Annotated in this window: 17 protein-coding genes and 1 pseudogene; 9 read left to right on the top strand and 9 right to left on the bottom strand. The window is 51.4% G+C overall.

Annotated elements, in window-relative coordinates; translation table 11 throughout:
• Window positions 1-182 precede the first annotated feature (182 nt).
• The 4 genes from NB640_RS01340 to NB640_RS01325 are packed head-to-tail and all read left to right on the top strand — an operon-like array spanning window position 183 to window position 3551.
• Window positions 183-1637 carry a hypothetical protein gene (locus tag NB640_RS01340; RefSeq protein ID WP_269309347.1) on the top strand — a complete coding sequence of 485 codons (1455 nt, stop codon included), beginning with the start codon at window positions 183-185 and terminating at the stop codon, window positions 1635-1637.
• The gene (locus NB640_RS01335; RefSeq protein ID WP_269309346.1) at window positions 1624-1974 is read left to right on the top strand and encodes a DUF1425 domain-containing protein; all 351 of its coding nucleotides are present in this window, start codon (window positions 1624-1626) and stop codon (window positions 1972-1974) included. The genes NB640_RS01340 and NB640_RS01335 overlap by 14 nt, the downstream gene beginning before the upstream one ends.
• 3 nt (window positions 1975-1977) lie before the next feature.
• Window positions 1978-2595, top strand: coding sequence for a penicillin-binding protein activator LpoB (lpoB, locus tag NB640_RS01330; RefSeq protein WP_269309345.1), 618 nt, complete (start codon window positions 1978-1980; stop codon window positions 2593-2595).
• Window positions 2596-2612: 17 nt separating this feature from the next.
• Window positions 2613-3551 (top strand): hypothetical protein, encoded by a 939-nt coding sequence (locus NB640_RS01325; protein WP_269309344.1) that lies wholly within the window; start codon window positions 2613-2615, stop codon window positions 3549-3551.
• Here NB640_RS01325 and NB640_RS01320 read toward each other — a convergent pair.
• The 3 genes from NB640_RS01320 to NB640_RS01310 all read right to left on the bottom strand — a co-directional run bounded on the left by NB640_RS01320 (window position 3544) and on the right by NB640_RS01310 (window position 4828).
• On the bottom strand, window positions 3544-4107 hold the full coding sequence (locus NB640_RS01320; protein WP_269309343.1) for a YfbR-like 5'-deoxynucleotidase: 564 nt from the start codon (window positions 4105-4107) through the stop codon (window positions 3544-3546). The two genes, NB640_RS01325 and NB640_RS01320, sit on opposite strands and share 8 nt — an antisense overlap.
• A 170-nt stretch (window positions 4108-4277) precedes the next feature.
• On the bottom strand, window positions 4278-4496 hold the full coding sequence (locus tag NB640_RS01315) for a hypothetical protein (RefSeq protein ID WP_269309342.1): 219 nt from the start codon (window positions 4494-4496) through the stop codon (window positions 4278-4280).
• Window positions 4490-4828 (bottom strand): hypothetical protein, encoded by a 339-nt coding sequence (locus NB640_RS01310; protein ID WP_269310472.1) that lies wholly within the window; start codon window positions 4826-4828, stop codon window positions 4490-4492. Before NB640_RS01310 ends, NB640_RS01315 begins: the two co-directional genes overlap by 7 nt.
• Window positions 4829-4835: 7 nt before the next feature.
• On the opposite strand from NB640_RS01310, the pseudogene NB640_RS01305 reads away from it, so the two are divergent.
• Window positions 4836-5769, top strand: a pseudogene (locus tag NB640_RS01305) (IS3 family transposase); the annotation flags it as partial.
• A 44-nt stretch (window positions 5770-5813) separates the two neighbouring features.
• Here NB640_RS01305 and NB640_RS01300 read toward each other — a convergent pair.
• Together NB640_RS01300 and NB640_RS01295 are read right to left on the bottom strand one after the other, a co-directional pair.
• Entirely contained in the window at window positions 5814-6122 is a 309-nt protein-coding gene (locus tag NB640_RS01300; RefSeq protein ID WP_269309341.1) for a DUF1540 domain-containing protein, read from the bottom strand.
• Between the two features lie 48 nt (window positions 6123-6170).
• Window positions 6171-6737: an NADPH-dependent FMN reductase gene (locus NB640_RS01295; RefSeq protein ID WP_269309340.1), complete on the bottom strand. Its 567-nt coding sequence runs from the start codon at window positions 6735-6737 to the stop codon at window positions 6171-6173.
• A gap of 162 nt (window positions 6738-6899) precedes the next feature.
• Here NB640_RS01295 and NB640_RS01290 point away from each other — a divergent pair, with 162 nt between their 5' ends.
• The gene (locus tag NB640_RS01290) at window positions 6900-7871 is read left to right on the top strand and encodes an MBL fold metallo-hydrolase (RefSeq protein ID WP_269309339.1); all 972 of its coding nucleotides are present in this window, start codon (window positions 6900-6902) and stop codon (window positions 7869-7871) included.
• A 72-nt stretch (window positions 7872-7943) separates the two neighbouring features.
• On the opposite strand, the gene NB640_RS01285 is transcribed toward NB640_RS01290, so the two are convergent.
• The 3 genes from NB640_RS01285 to NB640_RS01275 are packed head-to-tail and all read right to left on the bottom strand — an operon-like array spanning window position 7944 to window position 12801.
• The gene (locus NB640_RS01285; RefSeq protein ID WP_269309338.1) at window positions 7944-9071 is read right to left on the bottom strand and encodes an ABC transporter permease; all 1128 of its coding nucleotides are present in this window, start codon (window positions 9069-9071) and stop codon (window positions 7944-7946) included.
• Window positions 9072-9078: 7 nt separating this feature from the next.
• A complete protein-coding gene (gene rbbA, locus NB640_RS01280; RefSeq protein ID WP_269309337.1) occupies window positions 9079-11805 on the bottom strand; it encodes a ribosome-associated ATPase/putative transporter RbbA in 2727 nt (908 codons plus the stop codon).
• A 3-nt stretch (window positions 11806-11808) separates the two neighbouring features.
• Complete coding sequence (locus NB640_RS01275; protein ID WP_269309336.1) at window positions 11809-12801, bottom strand: HlyD family secretion protein; 993 nt, start codon at window positions 12799-12801, stop codon at window positions 11809-11811.
• Between the two features lie 183 nt (window positions 12802-12984).
• Here NB640_RS01275 and ubiU point away from each other — a divergent pair, with 183 nt between their 5' ends.
• From ubiU to ubiT, 3 genes are read left to right on the top strand one after another with little or no spacing between them, the layout of a single operon-like run.
• Window positions 12985-13980 carry a ubiquinone anaerobic biosynthesis protein UbiU gene (ubiU, locus tag NB640_RS01270; RefSeq protein ID WP_269309335.1) on the top strand — a complete coding sequence of 332 codons (996 nt, stop codon included), beginning with the start codon at window positions 12985-12987 and terminating at the stop codon, window positions 13978-13980.
• A 19-nt stretch (window positions 13981-13999) separates the two neighbouring features.
• A complete protein-coding gene (ubiV, locus tag NB640_RS01265; protein WP_269309334.1) occupies window positions 14000-14899 on the top strand; it encodes a ubiquinone anaerobic biosynthesis protein UbiV in 900 nt (299 codons plus the stop codon).
• A 48-nt stretch (window positions 14900-14947) separates the two neighbouring features.
• Entirely contained in the window at window positions 14948-15412 is a 465-nt protein-coding gene (gene ubiT, locus NB640_RS01260) for a ubiquinone anaerobic biosynthesis accessory factor UbiT (RefSeq protein ID WP_269309333.1), read from the top strand.
• A gap of 30 nt (window positions 15413-15442) precedes the next feature.
• Here the strand turns inward: ubiT and NB640_RS01255 are convergent, their stop codons facing one another.
• On the bottom strand, window positions 15443-15652 hold the full coding sequence (locus tag NB640_RS01255) for an alkylphosphonate utilization protein (RefSeq protein ID WP_269309332.1): 210 nt from the start codon (window positions 15650-15652) through the stop codon (window positions 15443-15445).
• Between the last annotated feature and the right edge of the window lie 151 nt (window positions 15653-15803).

Genomic DNA, 15803 nt, shown 5'->3' with positions numbered 1-15803 from the left:
CAGGTTTGTCCTGGTGAAATAGTACACCATGATACGAGGTGTTACGGGCCGTAACATTGCTTGTCAATGCAGGGTGATTACGGTAAATTGACAGTGTTTTCGGCCTTGTTTCCTGTCTTTTACGGCATTCTGATCGATGCGGGATGCGTCTGGTGTCATATGGCTAACCTTATCTGTATTCCATGTTGAGAGCAATTTTTCTCTTTTCCATGATGTTGCTTCTGGCAGGGTGCGCTTCACGCGTGCCGACTGATACTATCCGCTCATCGCTTTCCACCGGTTATGTCAGTGATCTGCGGGAGAAGATGGAGAAAAATCACGATTCTTTTGGCGAGTTTGTTACAGCGCTCAATCTGGCGCGCCTTTTACAGATTGAGGGCCGATGGAAGGATTCCATCCAGCGGTATGATGAGGCGCTGACCATACTGGAAGAGTATGAGTCAAGGGCAATCATCAATGTACGGGAAATCGCGGCAACAGCCGGTACCTTTCTCCTGGCACGGGGAACAAAGCAATACTACGGCACGGGATACGAGCGCTCACTGCTTCATACATTCAATTCGATGAATTACCTCATGCTGGGCGATTTCACCGGAGCAGCTGTTGAAATGCGAAAAATGGACAAACGGCAGGAATACTGGCTGCAGGAATCTGAATCCCGGATTGAAAAAAATATGAAGGAAACAATGGATCTGCCTGTCCAGTACAGCATGCGTGACATGCTTGAGGATGAGGCGGTTCGCAAGCTGATGAATAATTATCAGGATCCCTTTTCCTATGCGCTGAGTTCGATTGTATTTCGTATTACTGGAGATATACAGGCTTCAGGCGTGAATCTGCGGCGGGCGGTTGCACTGGACAGCAATGCGGGAGAGCTTTTCCGCCATGCCTGGCCACAGCCGGAGGCAGCACCACCTAGAAAAGGAAAAACAGCAAAAAAAGAAGAGGAAGAGCGTATTGTTATTCCACAGCTCGTTCCTCTCAGAGTGACTTCGGTCGGCTCGGATGCGCCGGCTCTCGGGCAGGCAGCGACGCAGGGGCCGGAACGGCAGGAAGTAACGGTTATTGCCTTGAGCGGGGTTGCGCCTTCTCTGAAGATTGAGCACATACGGGTCAGTTTCCCGAGAATCGGCTATATCCTGCTTGATTTGCCTTCCTATACCCGGCCTGTCCCCGGACTTGTTCCTCATGCCGCTGTTTCTCATGCTGCTCCCATGGTTTTTTATCCGCTGCTTCGTACGGACAGGCTGGCTTACCGTACGCTGCAGGATGAGGTGAATCTTGAAATGGGATCAGCCGTCAGCCGGGCGGCTGTCAGGGCAGGCATATCCGCATCGGTTTATGCCGGGGCAAGGTCAAATGAAGATACACGGGATTATGCCGAGGTAGCCAGTACGCTGACAATGATCCTGCTGGACCTCTGGACATATTCCATGTCGGATTCGGCCCGTAACTGGGAGACGCTTCCCAATGAAGGATATATCGCAATGGCAACGGTTCCGAATGGCAGTACCATTACTGTCGGAGAGGGGAAAAACCAGCAGAACCTACCCTTGCCGAACGATATACGGGGGGTTATTATTATGATGACCTATTTCTCTAACTCTCACATGAAGATGGATTATGTCACGTATTAGAATTCTTCTCATTTTGTTCTGTATTGGCCTTTTGGCTTCCTGCGGCCGGTCCACACATGAGTACCTTGACAATGATGATGTCAGGATCAAATCCATCAAGCATGTGGAAGATGGTGATTTTCTCGTTGTCACTGCCGTGCTGGTCAATGATGATGACGATGAGATCAACCATAGTGTGTATCGCATGCTGTGGTTTGATGACGATGGCATGCTGCTCGAGCAGTCTTCCTGGCGGCCTGTGATCGTGAAGGGCAAGGCGCCTGTCTATATCAAGGAACGCTCAACTATACCGGGTGCGAAAGAATACACCCTGATTATTTCCAATGATGCGAGCTAGACAATGAAAAAGTTACTCCGTTATTCCTCTCTTTCTGGTTTTGTTGCACTGGCGGTGCTGCTTTCGGCCTGTAGCGGCCCGCAGACAGGCCGTGTCAGTGGCGATGGCGAAGTGGTGTATGAAGATGCGCAGGCCGCAGAGACTGTCACAACCAAGTGGGGTTCTACCGACCTGCAATCAACAGCCGAAAGTATGGCCCAGTCTCTTTTGGCGTCGAAGTGGATTGCACAGGCTTCCAGCCCGCCGAAAGTCCGTTTGCGTGATGTGAAAAATTACACGGATGAGCATATCGATACCAAGGGCATTACGGACAAAATCCGTATCAAGCTGCTCAATTCGGGACAGGTTCGCTTTCTTACCGACAAGGGTAATATGGATGATGTCTTTGACGAGCGTGACCTGAATGAAATGGCGACCAAGCGCAAGGAAAACAAGCTGATGATGGATGCGGACTACATTGTTACCGGTTCAGTGCGTTCTATCAGGAAGCGCACGAAAAGTGTTGGTGATGTGTATTTCCAGATCACGCTTGAGCTGACTGATCCGCAAAGTGGCGAGATCAAGTGGGCCGATGAAAAAGAAATCCGCAAGCGCACAACCAAGCCGAGTATCGGCTGGTAAGACGGCAAGAGGCTGATATGAGGGCAACCCTGGGACGGCTGTTCTGTTTTTGCATGCTGGGGGCGCTTGCGCCGTCTTTTGCGGCGGCAGCGTCAGTACCTGATGGCGCCACGATCCGGGTAAATGCCTTCACTTTCCCGCAGGCCGCTTATACCGGTGCAGAAGAGGAGTCATTACAGCTTTCAGCCGAGTTTCGCAATGAGCTGGTCTCTGCGTTGCAGCAGGCTGGCCTGGTTCCTGCAGTGCCCTCGAGGGTGAAAGACGAAGAGGCAGAAGCGGCGCCGGAAAAACAGGAAAAAGCCGAACCGGCGAAAACCCCAAAAAAAGAACGCTCAGCAGAGGAAACCATTGCTGATGAAGAAGCTGATCTTTTCACAGATAAGTACACCGATGAAGAGGATGGCATTATCGATGATGGCGCTGCGGAAAAAGATGAACTGATGGCGGTGGTCGAAGCGGCGGAAAGGGCTGAAAAAGCGCAGGAAGACAATGACCCTGATCAGGAGGAAGGCGGGGCAGAAAAGCCCGGGATAAAACCTTCCGGCAAGTCCGGCGCGTATGTCATAACCGGCACGGTCACCCAGTATGAGGAACAGGTAGGCGCGCCTGTCAGTACAGGAAGGACAAAGCGTTCCCGTGCAGAGGTAACGCTCATTTGTATCTATCAGGTCAAAAATCCTGCTGGCAAGGTGATCATTTCTGACAAGACATCCGCGTCTTCTTCCCGGATTGTTGCAGAAACAGTGGATATTCATGTGGCGTTGCAAAACCTGAAAAAGAAAGCATTTTTTGACGCCAGCCACAATATTGCCGAGCGCGTGTCAGGCAAGACACGGGTCAGGGCCAAAGACGATGCCGAGCCGGGCAGCGAGGATGATGAATATGCTGATTCCCCTGGCAAGCGCCTGAAGTCCGGCTCCAAATCCAAACAAAGGATGAAGTGGACGATCAATTAGCCGCTGTCAGCGCGTAAAAACGCGCCAGGAACCATTCTTTTGCGAGGGCTGGCGCCCAGGGGGTGATTTTCTCTTTCATTGCTTCTACGCCCTCAAGATAGCTCCATTGCAGATCAACATGCGGCATCAGGTCGCGCTGTTCGGTGGCGAGCAGGATCAGGTCTGCCTGCTTGACTTCGTGTGGCATGGGGCAGGCAATGCCATATTGCCGGCAGATGGCGCTTTCAATATTTTTTTCAATCCGGCGAAATTCGGGAAACATGTCTTTCAATGGCTTGGTCATATCACCGACAAAGGCTTCTGTCGCATCGTGCAGCAGGCCGGCAAGCTGCATCTCACGCGGGAGCAGGCTGCTGACCAGGACACTGTGCTGCGCAACGGAATAAAATTCGGCAGTATGCCCCGTAAAGCGGCACAGGTGGGACAGGGCATGCGCAATGGTCTCAATCTCGAAGTGATAGGCATCCGGATTGATGAATGAAAAATAGTCACCCGAACTGGTGAGAATTTCTGACTTCACCAGCATGTATTCGGTAAGCGTTTTTTCCTGGTACATGGCGCAATAGGTATACTGTAAATATTTACAGTATACACTTCTTTTGAGTTAAAGGAAAGTTTTCTCATCCATTATCAGGTAATCTCCCGCAAACACTGCTGGTAATGGGTTGCTGCCTGAGTAAAGGCAGGGGGATGTTGTGAGTTTTCGTTTGCGCTGAAGTGAAAAGGTCAGATCTTTTGTACGCGATATACCGCATAGAGGCGATAGGGTCTGGGTTCGGCCCGGTCAAAGCCGCCTTCATTCAGGACACGGATAGCGACATCGAGTGTGGGGAAAAGACAGTATTCATTTACCGCGATGTTTTCAGCAAGATGGTTACAGGAAAGCGGTGAACAGCCAACGGGAAAAACTTTTTTCTGAAAAACAGCAACATCATAGCCTAGCAAGACGGTGGATTGGGGGGTATATCTTCCTCCAGTGTCTGGTAGAAAAACGAATGCTTTAAAAGCGATTCCATGGCGGCTTTGTCCAGCCGCTCTTCCAAGCGAAACGGTGCTTCCAACTGGTTGATGTGGTAATTCGTATACTGCTCTTTCAGGAAGAATATTTGTGCATGATTTGCCTCATAAATGAAGCCGCAACCAAAGTTGTAGTGTTCACATACTTCGGTGAGGATATGGCCGATGGTCTCTTTTTCCTGGTCAGACGAACTTAACCACTCGAAAATTCTGGCGAGTGGTTTATGGTGTTCTTCATGATTCAGTTGTACCCTGCTCATACCATGTTGGACAACGGCCAGTCATCGCTGCAAGGCAGCGGCAAAATTTGGTATTGCGGCGGCTTGTACAGTCAGCAGATGGGAGCGTCTTTACCGTCAAGGCGGTATCATAGCCCTTCAAAGTAACCGAAAAGGACGGCCCCGATTGTCAGAGAAGAAAGCAAACCCCGTCAATACCATGACAGCTCTCTTCCTGAATTCAAAACCATCCAGGAAGCGCTTGAGTATCTTCGCGCGGAGAATGCCTATCTGAAAAAGCTGCAAGCCCTGATTCAGGAACAAAAGAAATTAACGCAGCCAGTAAAGCGCAAATAATATCTGAATTAAGGCATTATTTCACCAGCACAAAGGGCGATATGGTTATCGCCGCATCATACTGGCATTGCGTCAGGAAAACTGCCATCTTAATCACAAAACCGTTCGCAGGCTCATGCGCGAACAACGGCTTGCATCCACCCTCAGGCGCAAATAATATCAGTCCTGCAAAGGCGTATAGGGAAGAGTCACTCCGGATCTCCTGAAACGGGATTTTACGGCTGACAAACCGAATCAGAAAGGGGTGACAGAGGTGAGTCAATTCAATGTCAGAGGTAAAAAGCGGTATCTTTCACCGATTCTTGATCTGTATAACAGAGCGATCAGGGCTGGCAATACCAGAGGCGATTTATCAGGAAAAACTGCGACAGCACCATCTTGAACCCAGTATGTCTCGCAAAGGAAACTGCCTGGATAATGCAGTAATGGAAAGTTTCTTTGGCATTCTGAAATCTGAAGGCTGCTGCTCTTCGGATTTTACTGATATACAACAACTGAAATCCGCAATAAATGCGTATATCCATTACTGCAACAATGAACGGATAAAACTGAATTTAAATGGCCTGAGTCCTGGGCAATACCGTACTCAGGCCATTTCAATAACCGCAGGAAATGTCCGATATTAAGCGTTCACTTCATGAAGCGCGGTTTTTTTGAAGGAATAAACGCGTTATCTTGGTGCGTATGTTGCGCAGTTTGCTTTTTGGCTGATCAGGCTGACCATGATTTCATCGGCCATACATTCATAATCCGTATTGAATTTACAGCCGGAGACCTTGCATGCGCCTACGCCGCCTGTGCGGCCTACTGATGTTGCATGGGCTGACATGTCAGGCACATTGAAAAAAGTATCGCAGCCCGGATTGGTGCCATTACCAACCGTAATGGCTTTGGCGTGGCAGCCATCCATTGCGTTGAAGCCGCATGCCGATACCGAACATTCCTTGATGAGGGGCATGATGATCGTAATATGTTTCATGACGTACTCCTTTTGAGAGAAGGTGAGAGAGTAAAAGTCAGGTATTACTTATTGCTGTTTTTCCTTTCTGAGCGTTTTCAGTGTCCGGGCCCAGTCGACAAGCTGATCCAGCATGGAGCCCAGTGTTTTTTCATGACGGGGAGCCGGCTTGAACGCATTGTTTTCAAAATCAGTAAAGAGGGAGAGGGTTAACTGATTCCGAATGCTGGCCGTCTGGAATTGCGCCATGATCTGGCGCAGGTGTTCTACGGCGCGTATTGCGCCGTTTGCGCCATAACCCACATAAGCAGCCACCTTGTTTTTCCATTCCATGGCAAGAAAATCAATGGCATTTTTCAATGCTGCTGATGTTGAGTGATTATATTCAGGGGTGACGAAAACAAAGCCATCAAAAGGATTGATTTTTTCAGACCATATTTTCGTATGTTCCCTGGTGTATTGCTGCATCTGTGCAGGATGAGGTTCATCCAGAAGGGGAAGGTTGTAGTCGAGCAGGTCAATCAGCTCGAATTGGGCGTCCGTGCGCCTTGAGGCGATCTCATAGGCCCATTTGGCCACGGCTTCGCCATTTCGTCCGGGACGGGTGCTTCCCATAATGATGGCAATCCGGATCATCGCTTCTCCTCATAAAGAAATGCACATCAGACAGGCTGATAAAGTTATTTTAGAACATTATCGCTTTGACGAGTTCCTGTTTTTGCAATTATATTGATATGAGTACAGTAAAAAAGTGTCTGAAAAGTGAAAGCCGGTATGTGAAAGGAGAGGGCAATGCGAATGAGAATCATCACGTGTTTACGTAATCTGATTTTGGGGCTGACGCTTGTCACGACAGGATTTATCCCTGTCGCGATGGCTGAAGCGCCCATGGCAAAAAAGCAGGTGCCTGGCTATTACCGGATGATGCATGGCCAGTTTGAGGTAACTGTCCTGTTTGACGGCGCTTTTGATGTGGGCATCTCGCTTATGTCAAATGCCACACAGACAGAACTGCAGCAGCTTTTAGCGCGTAATTATATTGATGGCGACAAGGTACAGACGGCAACCAATGTCTATCTGATCAATACCGGCAAGAATCTGGTATTGATTGATGTCGGGTGCGGGACGCTTTTTGGTCCGAAGATGGGAAAAATCATGGATAACCTGAAAGCAGCCGGGTATGCGCCGGAACAGGTGGATACGATTCTTTTGACCCATATGCATCCGGATCACGTGGGTGGCCTGGTTGATGCAAACGGCAACATGCTTTTCCCGAATGCCAAAGTCTATGCCAATCAGGTGGAAAGCGATTTCTGGCTGTCAGACAAAAATGCCGGTGAAGCAAAAAATGACCAGATGAAAAACGCATTCAAGAACGCCAAGGCATCAACAGCGCCTTATCGTGCGGCAAAAAAATGGCATACTTTCCAGCATAAGGATGAAGTTGTTCCTGGTATAAGGGCTGTTTCCACTGCCGGTCACACACCCGGGCATACGATGTTCCGTATCAAATCGGATGAGCAGCGCTTTTTCATCCTGGGCGACCTGGTCATCAGCCATACGGTGCAGTTTACCCGTCCTGATGTGACGCTGGCGTTTGATATCAATCCGGAACAGTCTGTTATTACCCGGTACAAGGTCTTCAACCTGGCAGCCAAGTACAAGTGGATGGTGGCCGGTGCCCACTTGCCTTATCCGGGAATCGGCCAGATCCGTTCAAATGGTGATGGCACGTATGGCTGGATTCCGGTTCAGATGGTTCCGGAATAATTTTCTCCGTCCGTTATGATCCATCCGGCATATCCTTTTTCAGGGATATGCCGGTTTTTTCTGTCTGAAATATTATGCTGCCTGGGCGACGGATTTACGGAAACGGAACTGGGCGGCAACAAAGAAGACAAGCCCGATAAATCCCATGATCAGCAGGTCTTTCCAGATGATGATGAAACCGGCGCCGCGATACAGAATGGACTGTGCCAGCCGGACAAAATAGGTGATCGGCACGAACATCATCAGGTTACGCATTGCTGCGGGCATGCTTTCCTGGGGGGTAACGCCGCCGGACAGCATCTGCATGGGGATGATGGTGAGAAAAATCAGCAGCCCAAGCTGCGGCATGGAGCGCGCGATGGTGCCGAGAAAAATACCTATCGAGCCGGCGGAAAAGAGATAAACGGCGGCTACCGAGATAAAGAGCGGGATGGAGCCGGCAATCGGGACTTTCAGCACGGTCTTGATCATGACCGTCAGTGCAAAAGTAGCCGCAATCAGGACGGCCAGGCCGTTTGCCCAGATCTTGGATGCCATGATTTCGATGGGAACAAGCGGCATGGCCAGCAGATGTTCAATCGTGCCGTGTTCCCGCTCACGGATATAGGCGGCACCCACCAGGATGATGGTCAGCATGTTGATATTGTTGATCGTCTCCATGACGCCGCCAAACCAGAAGCCGGTCAGGTTGGGATTGAACTTGACCCGTGTGACGAGGTTGATGGGCGGTGCGGCGGTTTCGTAGGAACGATTTAAAAACTCATTGATTTCCGTTGTGAAGATACTCTGGATGTAGCCGGCACCGATAAAGGCCTGGCTCATGACCGTGGCATCGATATTGATCTGGATGGTGGGGTTGCGCCGGGCATGCAGGTCTTTTTCAAAGCTGGGCGGGATGATAATGGTGAACGAATAATATCCCCTGTCCAGGGCACGGTCGACTTCATAAAGGCCCAGCACATCGGGCTTTTTGAAATAAGGTTGTGTCAGTGCGTAGACGAAGCGGTGAGAAATCTGTGACTGGTCCTGGTCAACAATGGCAACAGGGGCGTTTCGCAGTTCCTGCGAAACGCCCTTGGATGCACTGTAAACGCCCCCGGTAAAGGCCCAGATGATCAGCAACAGCAGCACCTTGTCCGCAGCCAAACTTCGCAATTCCTTGATGCCCAGATGGTAGATGTTAAGGAAGTGGGTTTTCATGGCAGCCTCATTTTTCCTGGTTGGGTAGCAGCAGGTAGGCGATAAAGGTATTGATCGGGAAGAAAAGCGCCAGCGTAAGAATCGGCTCTATCAGGTCGGGCAAATGAAGTGCCTTGGTAAACACCCCGCGGCTGAGCACCAGGAAATAAGAAGCCGGAAAGCACTGCCCGATCCAGTATGCGCCCCCTTCCAGTGAGCCAACCGGTGTTGTCAGTCCTGAAAACTGGGTGGTCGGCAGCATGGTGAGAATGGCGGTGCCAAAAAGTGCGGATATCTGGGTGGGGGTGAAGGTTGAAATAACGAGTCCCACACCGGTTGTTGCCGTAACATACAGGAGGGCGCCCACCGTCAGTGCAAGAAAGCTGCCCTTGATGGGTACCTTGAAAAGAAAGACAGCCATGCCGATAAGGATGAAATAGCTGAACATGGCGATAACGATATAGGGCAGCTGCTTGCCCAGTAAAAATTCGAGCTTTGTTGTTGGCGTAACGTAAAAATTGGTGATTGATCCGAGTTCTTTTTCCCGCACGACACCCAATGCAACCAGTACGGATGGGATGAGAATCAGAAGGAGCGGGATAACGGCCGGTACCATTGCATAGATGCTTTTGAAATCCTGGTTGTACCGGTAGCGCAGCTCCAGTTGTGCGGGCAGGGCAGCCGGAGAAAGGCCTGTCGTTTCACGGGAAAGCTCGGCGAGGTATTCCTGGTGCATGCCGATAACATACCCGCGGGTGGTTTCCCCGCGGTAGGGCATGGAACCATCCACCCAGGCGCCGATTTCCGGATGGCGGTTTTGCAGCAGATCCCGGCCGTAGCCCGGCGGGATTTCAATGGCGACAGTCAGTTCGCCGGTTTTCATGCGATGCTCCAGTTCTTCCGCACTCTTGATGGGGGGCTGCTGGATGAAATAGCGCGATCCGGAGAGATTGTCGACGTAATCCCGCGATTGCGGAGACTGGTCCTGGTCGTATACGGCAAATTTCAGATCTTCCACGTCCATCGAAATACCGCTTCCCAGTACAAACATCAACAGCGCAGAGCCAAGCAGGGCAAAAATGAGCCGGATGGGGTCACGTTTCAGTTCCAGGCTTTCCCGGAAGGCATATCCCAGCATGCGCTGCAGGCTGAAAAAAGCGCTTGTTACCGGTGCTGCCGTTTCCGGCTGAATGTCCGTGTTCTCAAAAGAGGTGGATTCATCCTTGCCGGCGGCATCTTCCAGATAGGCGATAAAGGCTTCTTCCAGTGTGGCGGCATACCGCTTTTCCTGCAATTCTTTCGGCGTGCCGCTATCAAGCACAATACCGGCGTGCATGAGTGACATACGGTCACATCGCTCAGCTTCATTCATGAAGTGTGTCGAGATGAAAATGGTGACATCCTGTTCACGCGACATCTGGATCAGGTAGCGCCAGAATTCGTCACGCGCAATGGGGTCAACGCCTGATGTGGGTTCATCCAGGATCAGGAGTTTTGGTTCATGTACAACGGAAACGGCCAGCGAAAGACGCTGCCTGATGCCCAGGGGGAGGCCTTCAGCCGGTGAGTCGACATAAGGTCTCAGCCCGAAACGCTCAATGAGTTCTTCAATGCGGGGCTTTTTCCTGTCAGCCGGAAGATGAAAGAGTTCGGCATGCAGATCCAGATTCTGCTGGACGGTCAGTTCGCCATAGAGGGAGAAGGATTGCGACATGTAACCGACATCCCTTCGGCTTTCCAGGTTGTTTGCATCAACGACCTTGCCGAAGATCTTCGAGCTGCCCTCTGTTGGTGGAAGCAGGCCGGTGAGCATTTTCATGGTGGTGGTCTTGCCACAGCCGTTTGATCCCAGAAAGCCGAATATCTCTCCCTTGGAAATTTTGAAACTGACATTGTCAACGGCGGTAAAGTCACCAAAGCGCTGGGTAAGGCCATCGGCTTCAATCGCCCAGTCTTCATCCTTTGTTTCCAGTAGCGGGATAACCAGTTCCTGGTAGTCCTGTGAGCGGGAGTCCGGAAGAAAGTGGATAAATGCCTTTTCCAGGGTATCGGCACCGGCTTCTGCTTTCATTTCATCGGCCGTACCGGTAGCGATGACTTTGCCGCCATACATGGCTGCCAGCCAGTCAAACTGTTCTGCCTCTTCCATGTAGGCCGTGGCAACCAGCACACTCATGTGGTCGCGGCGTTTGCGGATGGCGTTGATCAGTTCCCAGAACTGGCGGCGCGAGAGAGGATCAACACCGGTTGTGGGCTCATCCAGAATCAGCAGATCAGGGTCGTGCACCAGAGAGCAGCACAGCCCCAGTTTTTGTTTCATGCCGCCTGAAAGTTTGCCGGCAGGACGATCCTTGAATGGTCCCAGGCCGGTGGCCTGTGTCAGTTCATTGATGCGGGCAATACGTTCTTCTTTTTTGTGCCCGAAGAGACGGGCGAAAAAATCAATATTTTCGGAAACGGACAGGGTCGGGTAGAGGTTTTTCCCCAGTCCCTGCGGCATGTAGGCAATACGGGGAAGGAGAAGGTTTCTGTCGCGCTGGTTGCTGATATTCGTATCCAGTACGACGACACGGCCATCCTGGATTTTGCGTGCTCCCGAGATAAGCGCTAAAAGAGATGATTTGCCGACACCGTCAGGGCCGATCAGGCCCACCATGCAGCCGCCGGGTATCTCCAGCGTGACATTGTCCAGCGCTGTCACTTCCTTGTAGTGCAGGCTGACATTTTCAAGCCGGGCTGCAGTGGAGTCAGCCATGGCTTACCTTGATGGTTGAGGAAGTGTAGCCGGCCACGTGGTGCCGGGCTTGATTTTGACCCAGCCGATACCGGGCATACCCGGTTTTGCAACATTGCTGTTTTTTTCCAGCCAGTCCCGATTGACCTTGACCTTGACCCGGAACATGAATTTGACCCGTTCTTCCTGGGTTTCGACTTCCTTCGGGGTGAACTGGTTTTTGGGGGCGACAAAGGCGATATGGGCGGGAATCTGCACATCCGGCAGAGCGTCCAGCACAATGCGTGCCTCGTCACCCATAACCACTTTGCCGGCTTCTTCCGTATTCAGGTAGACGTACATGTAGACGTCGGAAAGATCGATCATGGCCAGCACGCGGCCACCGGCAGAAATGACTTCACCCGGCTCCGCAAGCCGGTAAAGGACACGTCCGTCAACAGGGACACGCAAAATGGTGTCATCCACGCTTACCTTGAGTGCATCCACATTGGCTGCTGCCGCTTCAACAGCGGCATCTGCCTCGGCAACACGGTTTTTTGCACCGGCAAGGGTGGAGTTGGCTGTCTGGAGGGTGGTACGGTCCTTGTCCAGTTGCGCTTCCGAGATGAAGTTTTTCTTGATCAGCTCTTCTGTCCGTTTGTAGGTGGCAACGGCCAGTTTTTGTTCGCTTATGGCACTCTTGAGACTTTCCCTGGTTTCACGTGCGGATTCACGTGCACTGATCAGGTTGGCTTCTGCTGCGCGCAATTGGGCCTTGACGTCTTCGCCATCCAAAAGAGCGCCGATTTCTCCTTCCTTGAGATCAGCACCTTCGCGAAAACGCACCTCGATGAGTTTCCCCTGTATTTTGGATGCAATCGCCGTTTCGGTTGCTTCCAGGCGGCCATTACCATATGCCAGTCCATCAGGAACTGCAGGCGGCTTCAGGAAATACCACGCAACAATGCCTGAAATAACGACAGCAGCTGCGATGATGATGACCCTTGTCAGACGCTTTCCTGAAAGTTTGAGAGGCATGTTTACACTCCTGGTTCACCCGGTTTTCTGATTAAGCCATATTCTGCATGAGCTTGTCAAAGTATAAAAATATAATATCTCCGGCTTTTTCCGTCAGGTTTAAGGTGTCATAATCATGGGTATCGTTTTTTTGGGGTAGCTGTTTGACCATACTCAACCGGAGTATGGTTACGCAAAGTGAATATGGAACTGGTCTGTCCTGCCGGCACATTGCCTGCGCTGAAACAATCTGTCGATCATGGCGCTGACTGTGTTTATCTCGGGTTTCGGGATGCCACGAATGCCCGGAATTTTGCCGGGCTGAACTTTGATGAAAAATCCCTCTCGGAAGGCATCAGCTATGCACATGAGCGAAACAGGAAAGTGCTGCTGGCATTAAACACCTACCCGAAGCCGGATACATGGGATGTCTGGAAAAAAGCCGTGGATCGTGCCGCCGCAGCCGGGATTGATGCGATGATTGTTGCCGACCCGGCACTCATGCAGTATGCGGCTGAAAACCATCCCGATCTACGGCTCCATTTGTCTGTACAGGGGTCTGCCACCAATTACGAGGCGATCAATTTTTACCGTGAGCGTTTTGGTATTACCCGCGCGGTTTTGCCCAGGGTGCTTTCTGTTGAGCAGGTCGCACAGGTGGTGAAAAATACCGAGGTGGAAATCGAGGTGTTCGGATTTGGCAGCCTGTGTGTCATGGTGGAAGGCCGATGCGCCTTATCGTCTTATGTGACGGGGGAGGCACCCAATAACAGCGGGGTCTGTTCACCGGCAAAAGCTGTCAGGTGGCAGCCCACACCACAGGGACTGGAGTCAAGACTGAACGGTGTTCTGATTGACCGGTATGCCGATGGTGAAAATGCCAGCTATCCGACATTGTGTAAAGGGCGTTTTGAAGTCAATGACGAGTGTTACTACGCGATTGAAGAGCCGGCAAGCTTGAATACGCTGGCACTGCTCCCTGTCTTAAAGGAGATTGGCGTATCGGCGATCAAGATTGAAGGCCGACAGCGCAGCCCGGCCTATGTGGGGCAGGTTACCCGTGTCTGGCGCGAGGCCATCGACAGGTGCAATAGCGCCGGGGAGCGTTATGCCGTCAACCCGGCATGGACAGCGGAGCTGGACAAGGTGGCAGAAGGCCTGCAGCATACGCTCGGCGCCTATCACCGTTCCTGGAAATAACGGTGGCGGGAGAATCATCATGAAACTGGCGCTGGCACCCATTGCTTATTACTGGCCGAAAGAAGCGGTATACCGGTTTTATGATGCCATGCAGGATGCGCCGGTCGATATCATCTATCTGGGCGAAACGGTCTGTGCCAAACGTCATGAGCTCCGTTATGACGACTGGCTTCAAATCGCAAACCGTTTGTGCGATGCGGGTAAAGAGGTGGTTCTGTCGACACAGGTCCTGCTGGAGTCTGATACCCACTTGAATACCATGCGAAAGATTGCGCAAAACGGGGTTTTCCCTGTTGAAGCCAATGATATGGGCGCAGTGCGCCTGCTTTGTGGCGGTAGCCCGTTTGTTGCAGGCATTCACCTGAATATTTACAACCCGCCAGCACTGAAGCTGATGTCGGAAATGGGTGCCCGGCGGTGGGTAATGCCTCTGGAAATGAATAAAACGGACCTGGCCGGTATGCTGATGTCCAGGCCGGAGGGAATGGAAGTTGAAGTGTTTGGATACGGGCGTATGCCGCTTGCGTTTTCTGCCCGCTGTTTTACGGCCAGATATTATAATCTGCCCAAGGATGATTGCCGGTTTCACTGTCTTTCCCATCCGGACGGATTGCTTCTCAAGACGCGGGAAAAACAGGATTTCCTGGTGTTAAACGGTATCCAGACCCAGTCAGAGCGGGTATATTGCCTGCTGACCGACTTGCCGGTCCTTGAGGAAATGGGAGTGGATATTGTCCGTATCAGTCCGCAATGGGAAAACACCGCTGATGTTATCCGGATATATGCGGATGTGTTGTCCGGAAGCCTGTCATTGCCCAAAGCGGAGGCCGCGCTGGAAAAAGTCATGCCCGCCTCTCCCTGTAATGGATACTGGTACGCCATGCCCGGTATGCACTGTATCCGGGAGGACGTTCTGTGAGAAAATATTCAGGGCGTGTTAATACGCCCTAATGAAAGGAGAGTCCGGATGATATTGACGCGCTTTGTTGTACCTGCACTGCTAAGCCGGGTGGTTTCCCGGGTCCCGTCGTATCCCGGATCACTTATCTTTGCTTCAGCGATCAATCCGATCCTCAAGGGCAGTATGACAGAGGAAATGCAGGCAATGCTGGCCGGAAAGCTTCTGCGCCTTTCCGTGACGGATATGGGGCTGCACTTCAATTTTCTGTGGACAAGCGGCGGCTTTGTCGCCGGATGGCACGTGGAGGTGCCTGATCTCATTATCAGCGCCAGCGCCCGTGATTTTCTCCTGATGGCATCCCGCAGGGAAGATCCGGATACGCTTTTTTTCAGCCGCAGGCTGGTAATGGAAGGGGATACCGAGTTGGGGGTATTGCTTAAAAATACCGTCGATGCGCTTGAACTGGACATTCCGGCGCTGATAAAAACAGCGCCGGTCAGAGCCTTGTCGGCCCTCTTTCGCAAAGGTTGAAACAGCGATTGCTGTTATCTGGGGCTGAGTCTAGACCTTCTTCAGGAATTCCGCCCTGAGTACGAGCGTACCTTTTCCTTCACGAACCTCGATTTCCTCTTCCTTGTTGGTCAGGCGGATATTCTTGTAGGTTTTTCCGCGTTTTAAGACGGTGGAAGAGCCTTTGAGCTTGAGATCCTTGATGACCTGTACGGAATCACCATCGTTAAGTTCGGTGCCATTACTGTCTCTTGTTGCCATTTCCTCTCCTGATCGGTCGGTTATCAAAATGCAGACTGTACCATATCAAAATAAGAAAGATCGGGCAAATTCCATGCCGATTGTAGGGGAAACGCAGACAATGCCGGAAATTGCCATGGCGTGTCGTGTTTGAACAGAAAGTCCGCTTTTT

Source organism: Oxalobacter vibrioformis, from assembly GCF_027118995.1.
GTDB lineage: Bacteria > Pseudomonadota > Gammaproteobacteria > Burkholderiales > Burkholderiaceae_D > Oxalobacter > Oxalobacter vibrioformis.
The sequence above is the reverse complement of the archived record's forward strand: the minus strand, read 5'-3'. Positions and strand labels throughout refer to the sequence as shown.

Bases quoted from the DNA above. Each gene is read 5' to 3' on its own strand.
- NB640_RS01340 (WP_269309347.1), top strand. From the start codon at position 183: ATGTTGAGAGCAATTTTTCTCTTTTCCATGATGTTGCTTCTGGCAGGG.
- NB640_RS01335 (WP_269309346.1), top strand. From the start codon at position 1,624: ATGTCACGTATTAGAATTCTTCTCATTTTGTTCTGTATTGGCCTTTTG.
- lpoB (WP_269309345.1), top strand. From the start codon at position 1,978: ATGAAAAAGTTACTCCGTTATTCCTCTCTTTCTGGTTTTGTTGCACTG.
- NB640_RS01325 (WP_269309344.1), top strand. From the start codon at position 2,613: ATGAGGGCAACCCTGGGACGGCTGTTCTGTTTTTGCATGCTGGGGGCG.
- NB640_RS01320 (WP_269309343.1), bottom strand. From the start codon at position 4,107: ATGTACCAGGAAAAAACGCTTACCGAATACATGCTGGTGAAGTCAGAA.
- NB640_RS01310 (WP_269310472.1), bottom strand. From the start codon at position 4,828: ATGAGCAGGGTACAACTGAATCATGAAGAACACCATAAACCACTCGCC.
- NB640_RS01300 (WP_269309341.1), bottom strand. From the start codon at position 6,122: ATGAAACATATTACGATCATCATGCCCCTCATCAAGGAATGTTCGGTA.
- NB640_RS01295 (WP_269309340.1), bottom strand. From the start codon at position 6,737: ATGATCCGGATTGCCATCATTATGGGAAGCACCCGTCCCGGACGAAAT.
- NB640_RS01290 (WP_269309339.1), top strand. From the start codon at position 6,900: ATGAGAATCATCACGTGTTTACGTAATCTGATTTTGGGGCTGACGCTT.
- NB640_RS01285 (WP_269309338.1), bottom strand. From the start codon at position 9,071: ATGAAAACCCACTTCCTTAACATCTACCATCTGGGCATCAAGGAATTG.
- rbbA (WP_269309337.1), bottom strand. From the start codon at position 11,805: ATGGCTGACTCCACTGCAGCCCGGCTTGAAAATGTCAGCCTGCACTAC.
- NB640_RS01275 (WP_269309336.1), bottom strand. From the start codon at position 12,801: ATGCCTCTCAAACTTTCAGGAAAGCGTCTGACAAGGGTCATCATCATC.
- ubiU (WP_269309335.1), top strand. From the start codon at position 12,985: ATGGAACTGGTCTGTCCTGCCGGCACATTGCCTGCGCTGAAACAATCT.
- ubiV (WP_269309334.1), top strand. From the start codon at position 14,000: ATGAAACTGGCGCTGGCACCCATTGCTTATTACTGGCCGAAAGAAGCG.
- ubiT (WP_269309333.1), top strand. From the start codon at position 14,948: ATGATATTGACGCGCTTTGTTGTACCTGCACTGCTAAGCCGGGTGGTT.
- NB640_RS01255 (WP_269309332.1), bottom strand. From the start codon at position 15,652: ATGGCAACAAGAGACAGTAATGGCACCGAACTTAACGATGGTGATTCC.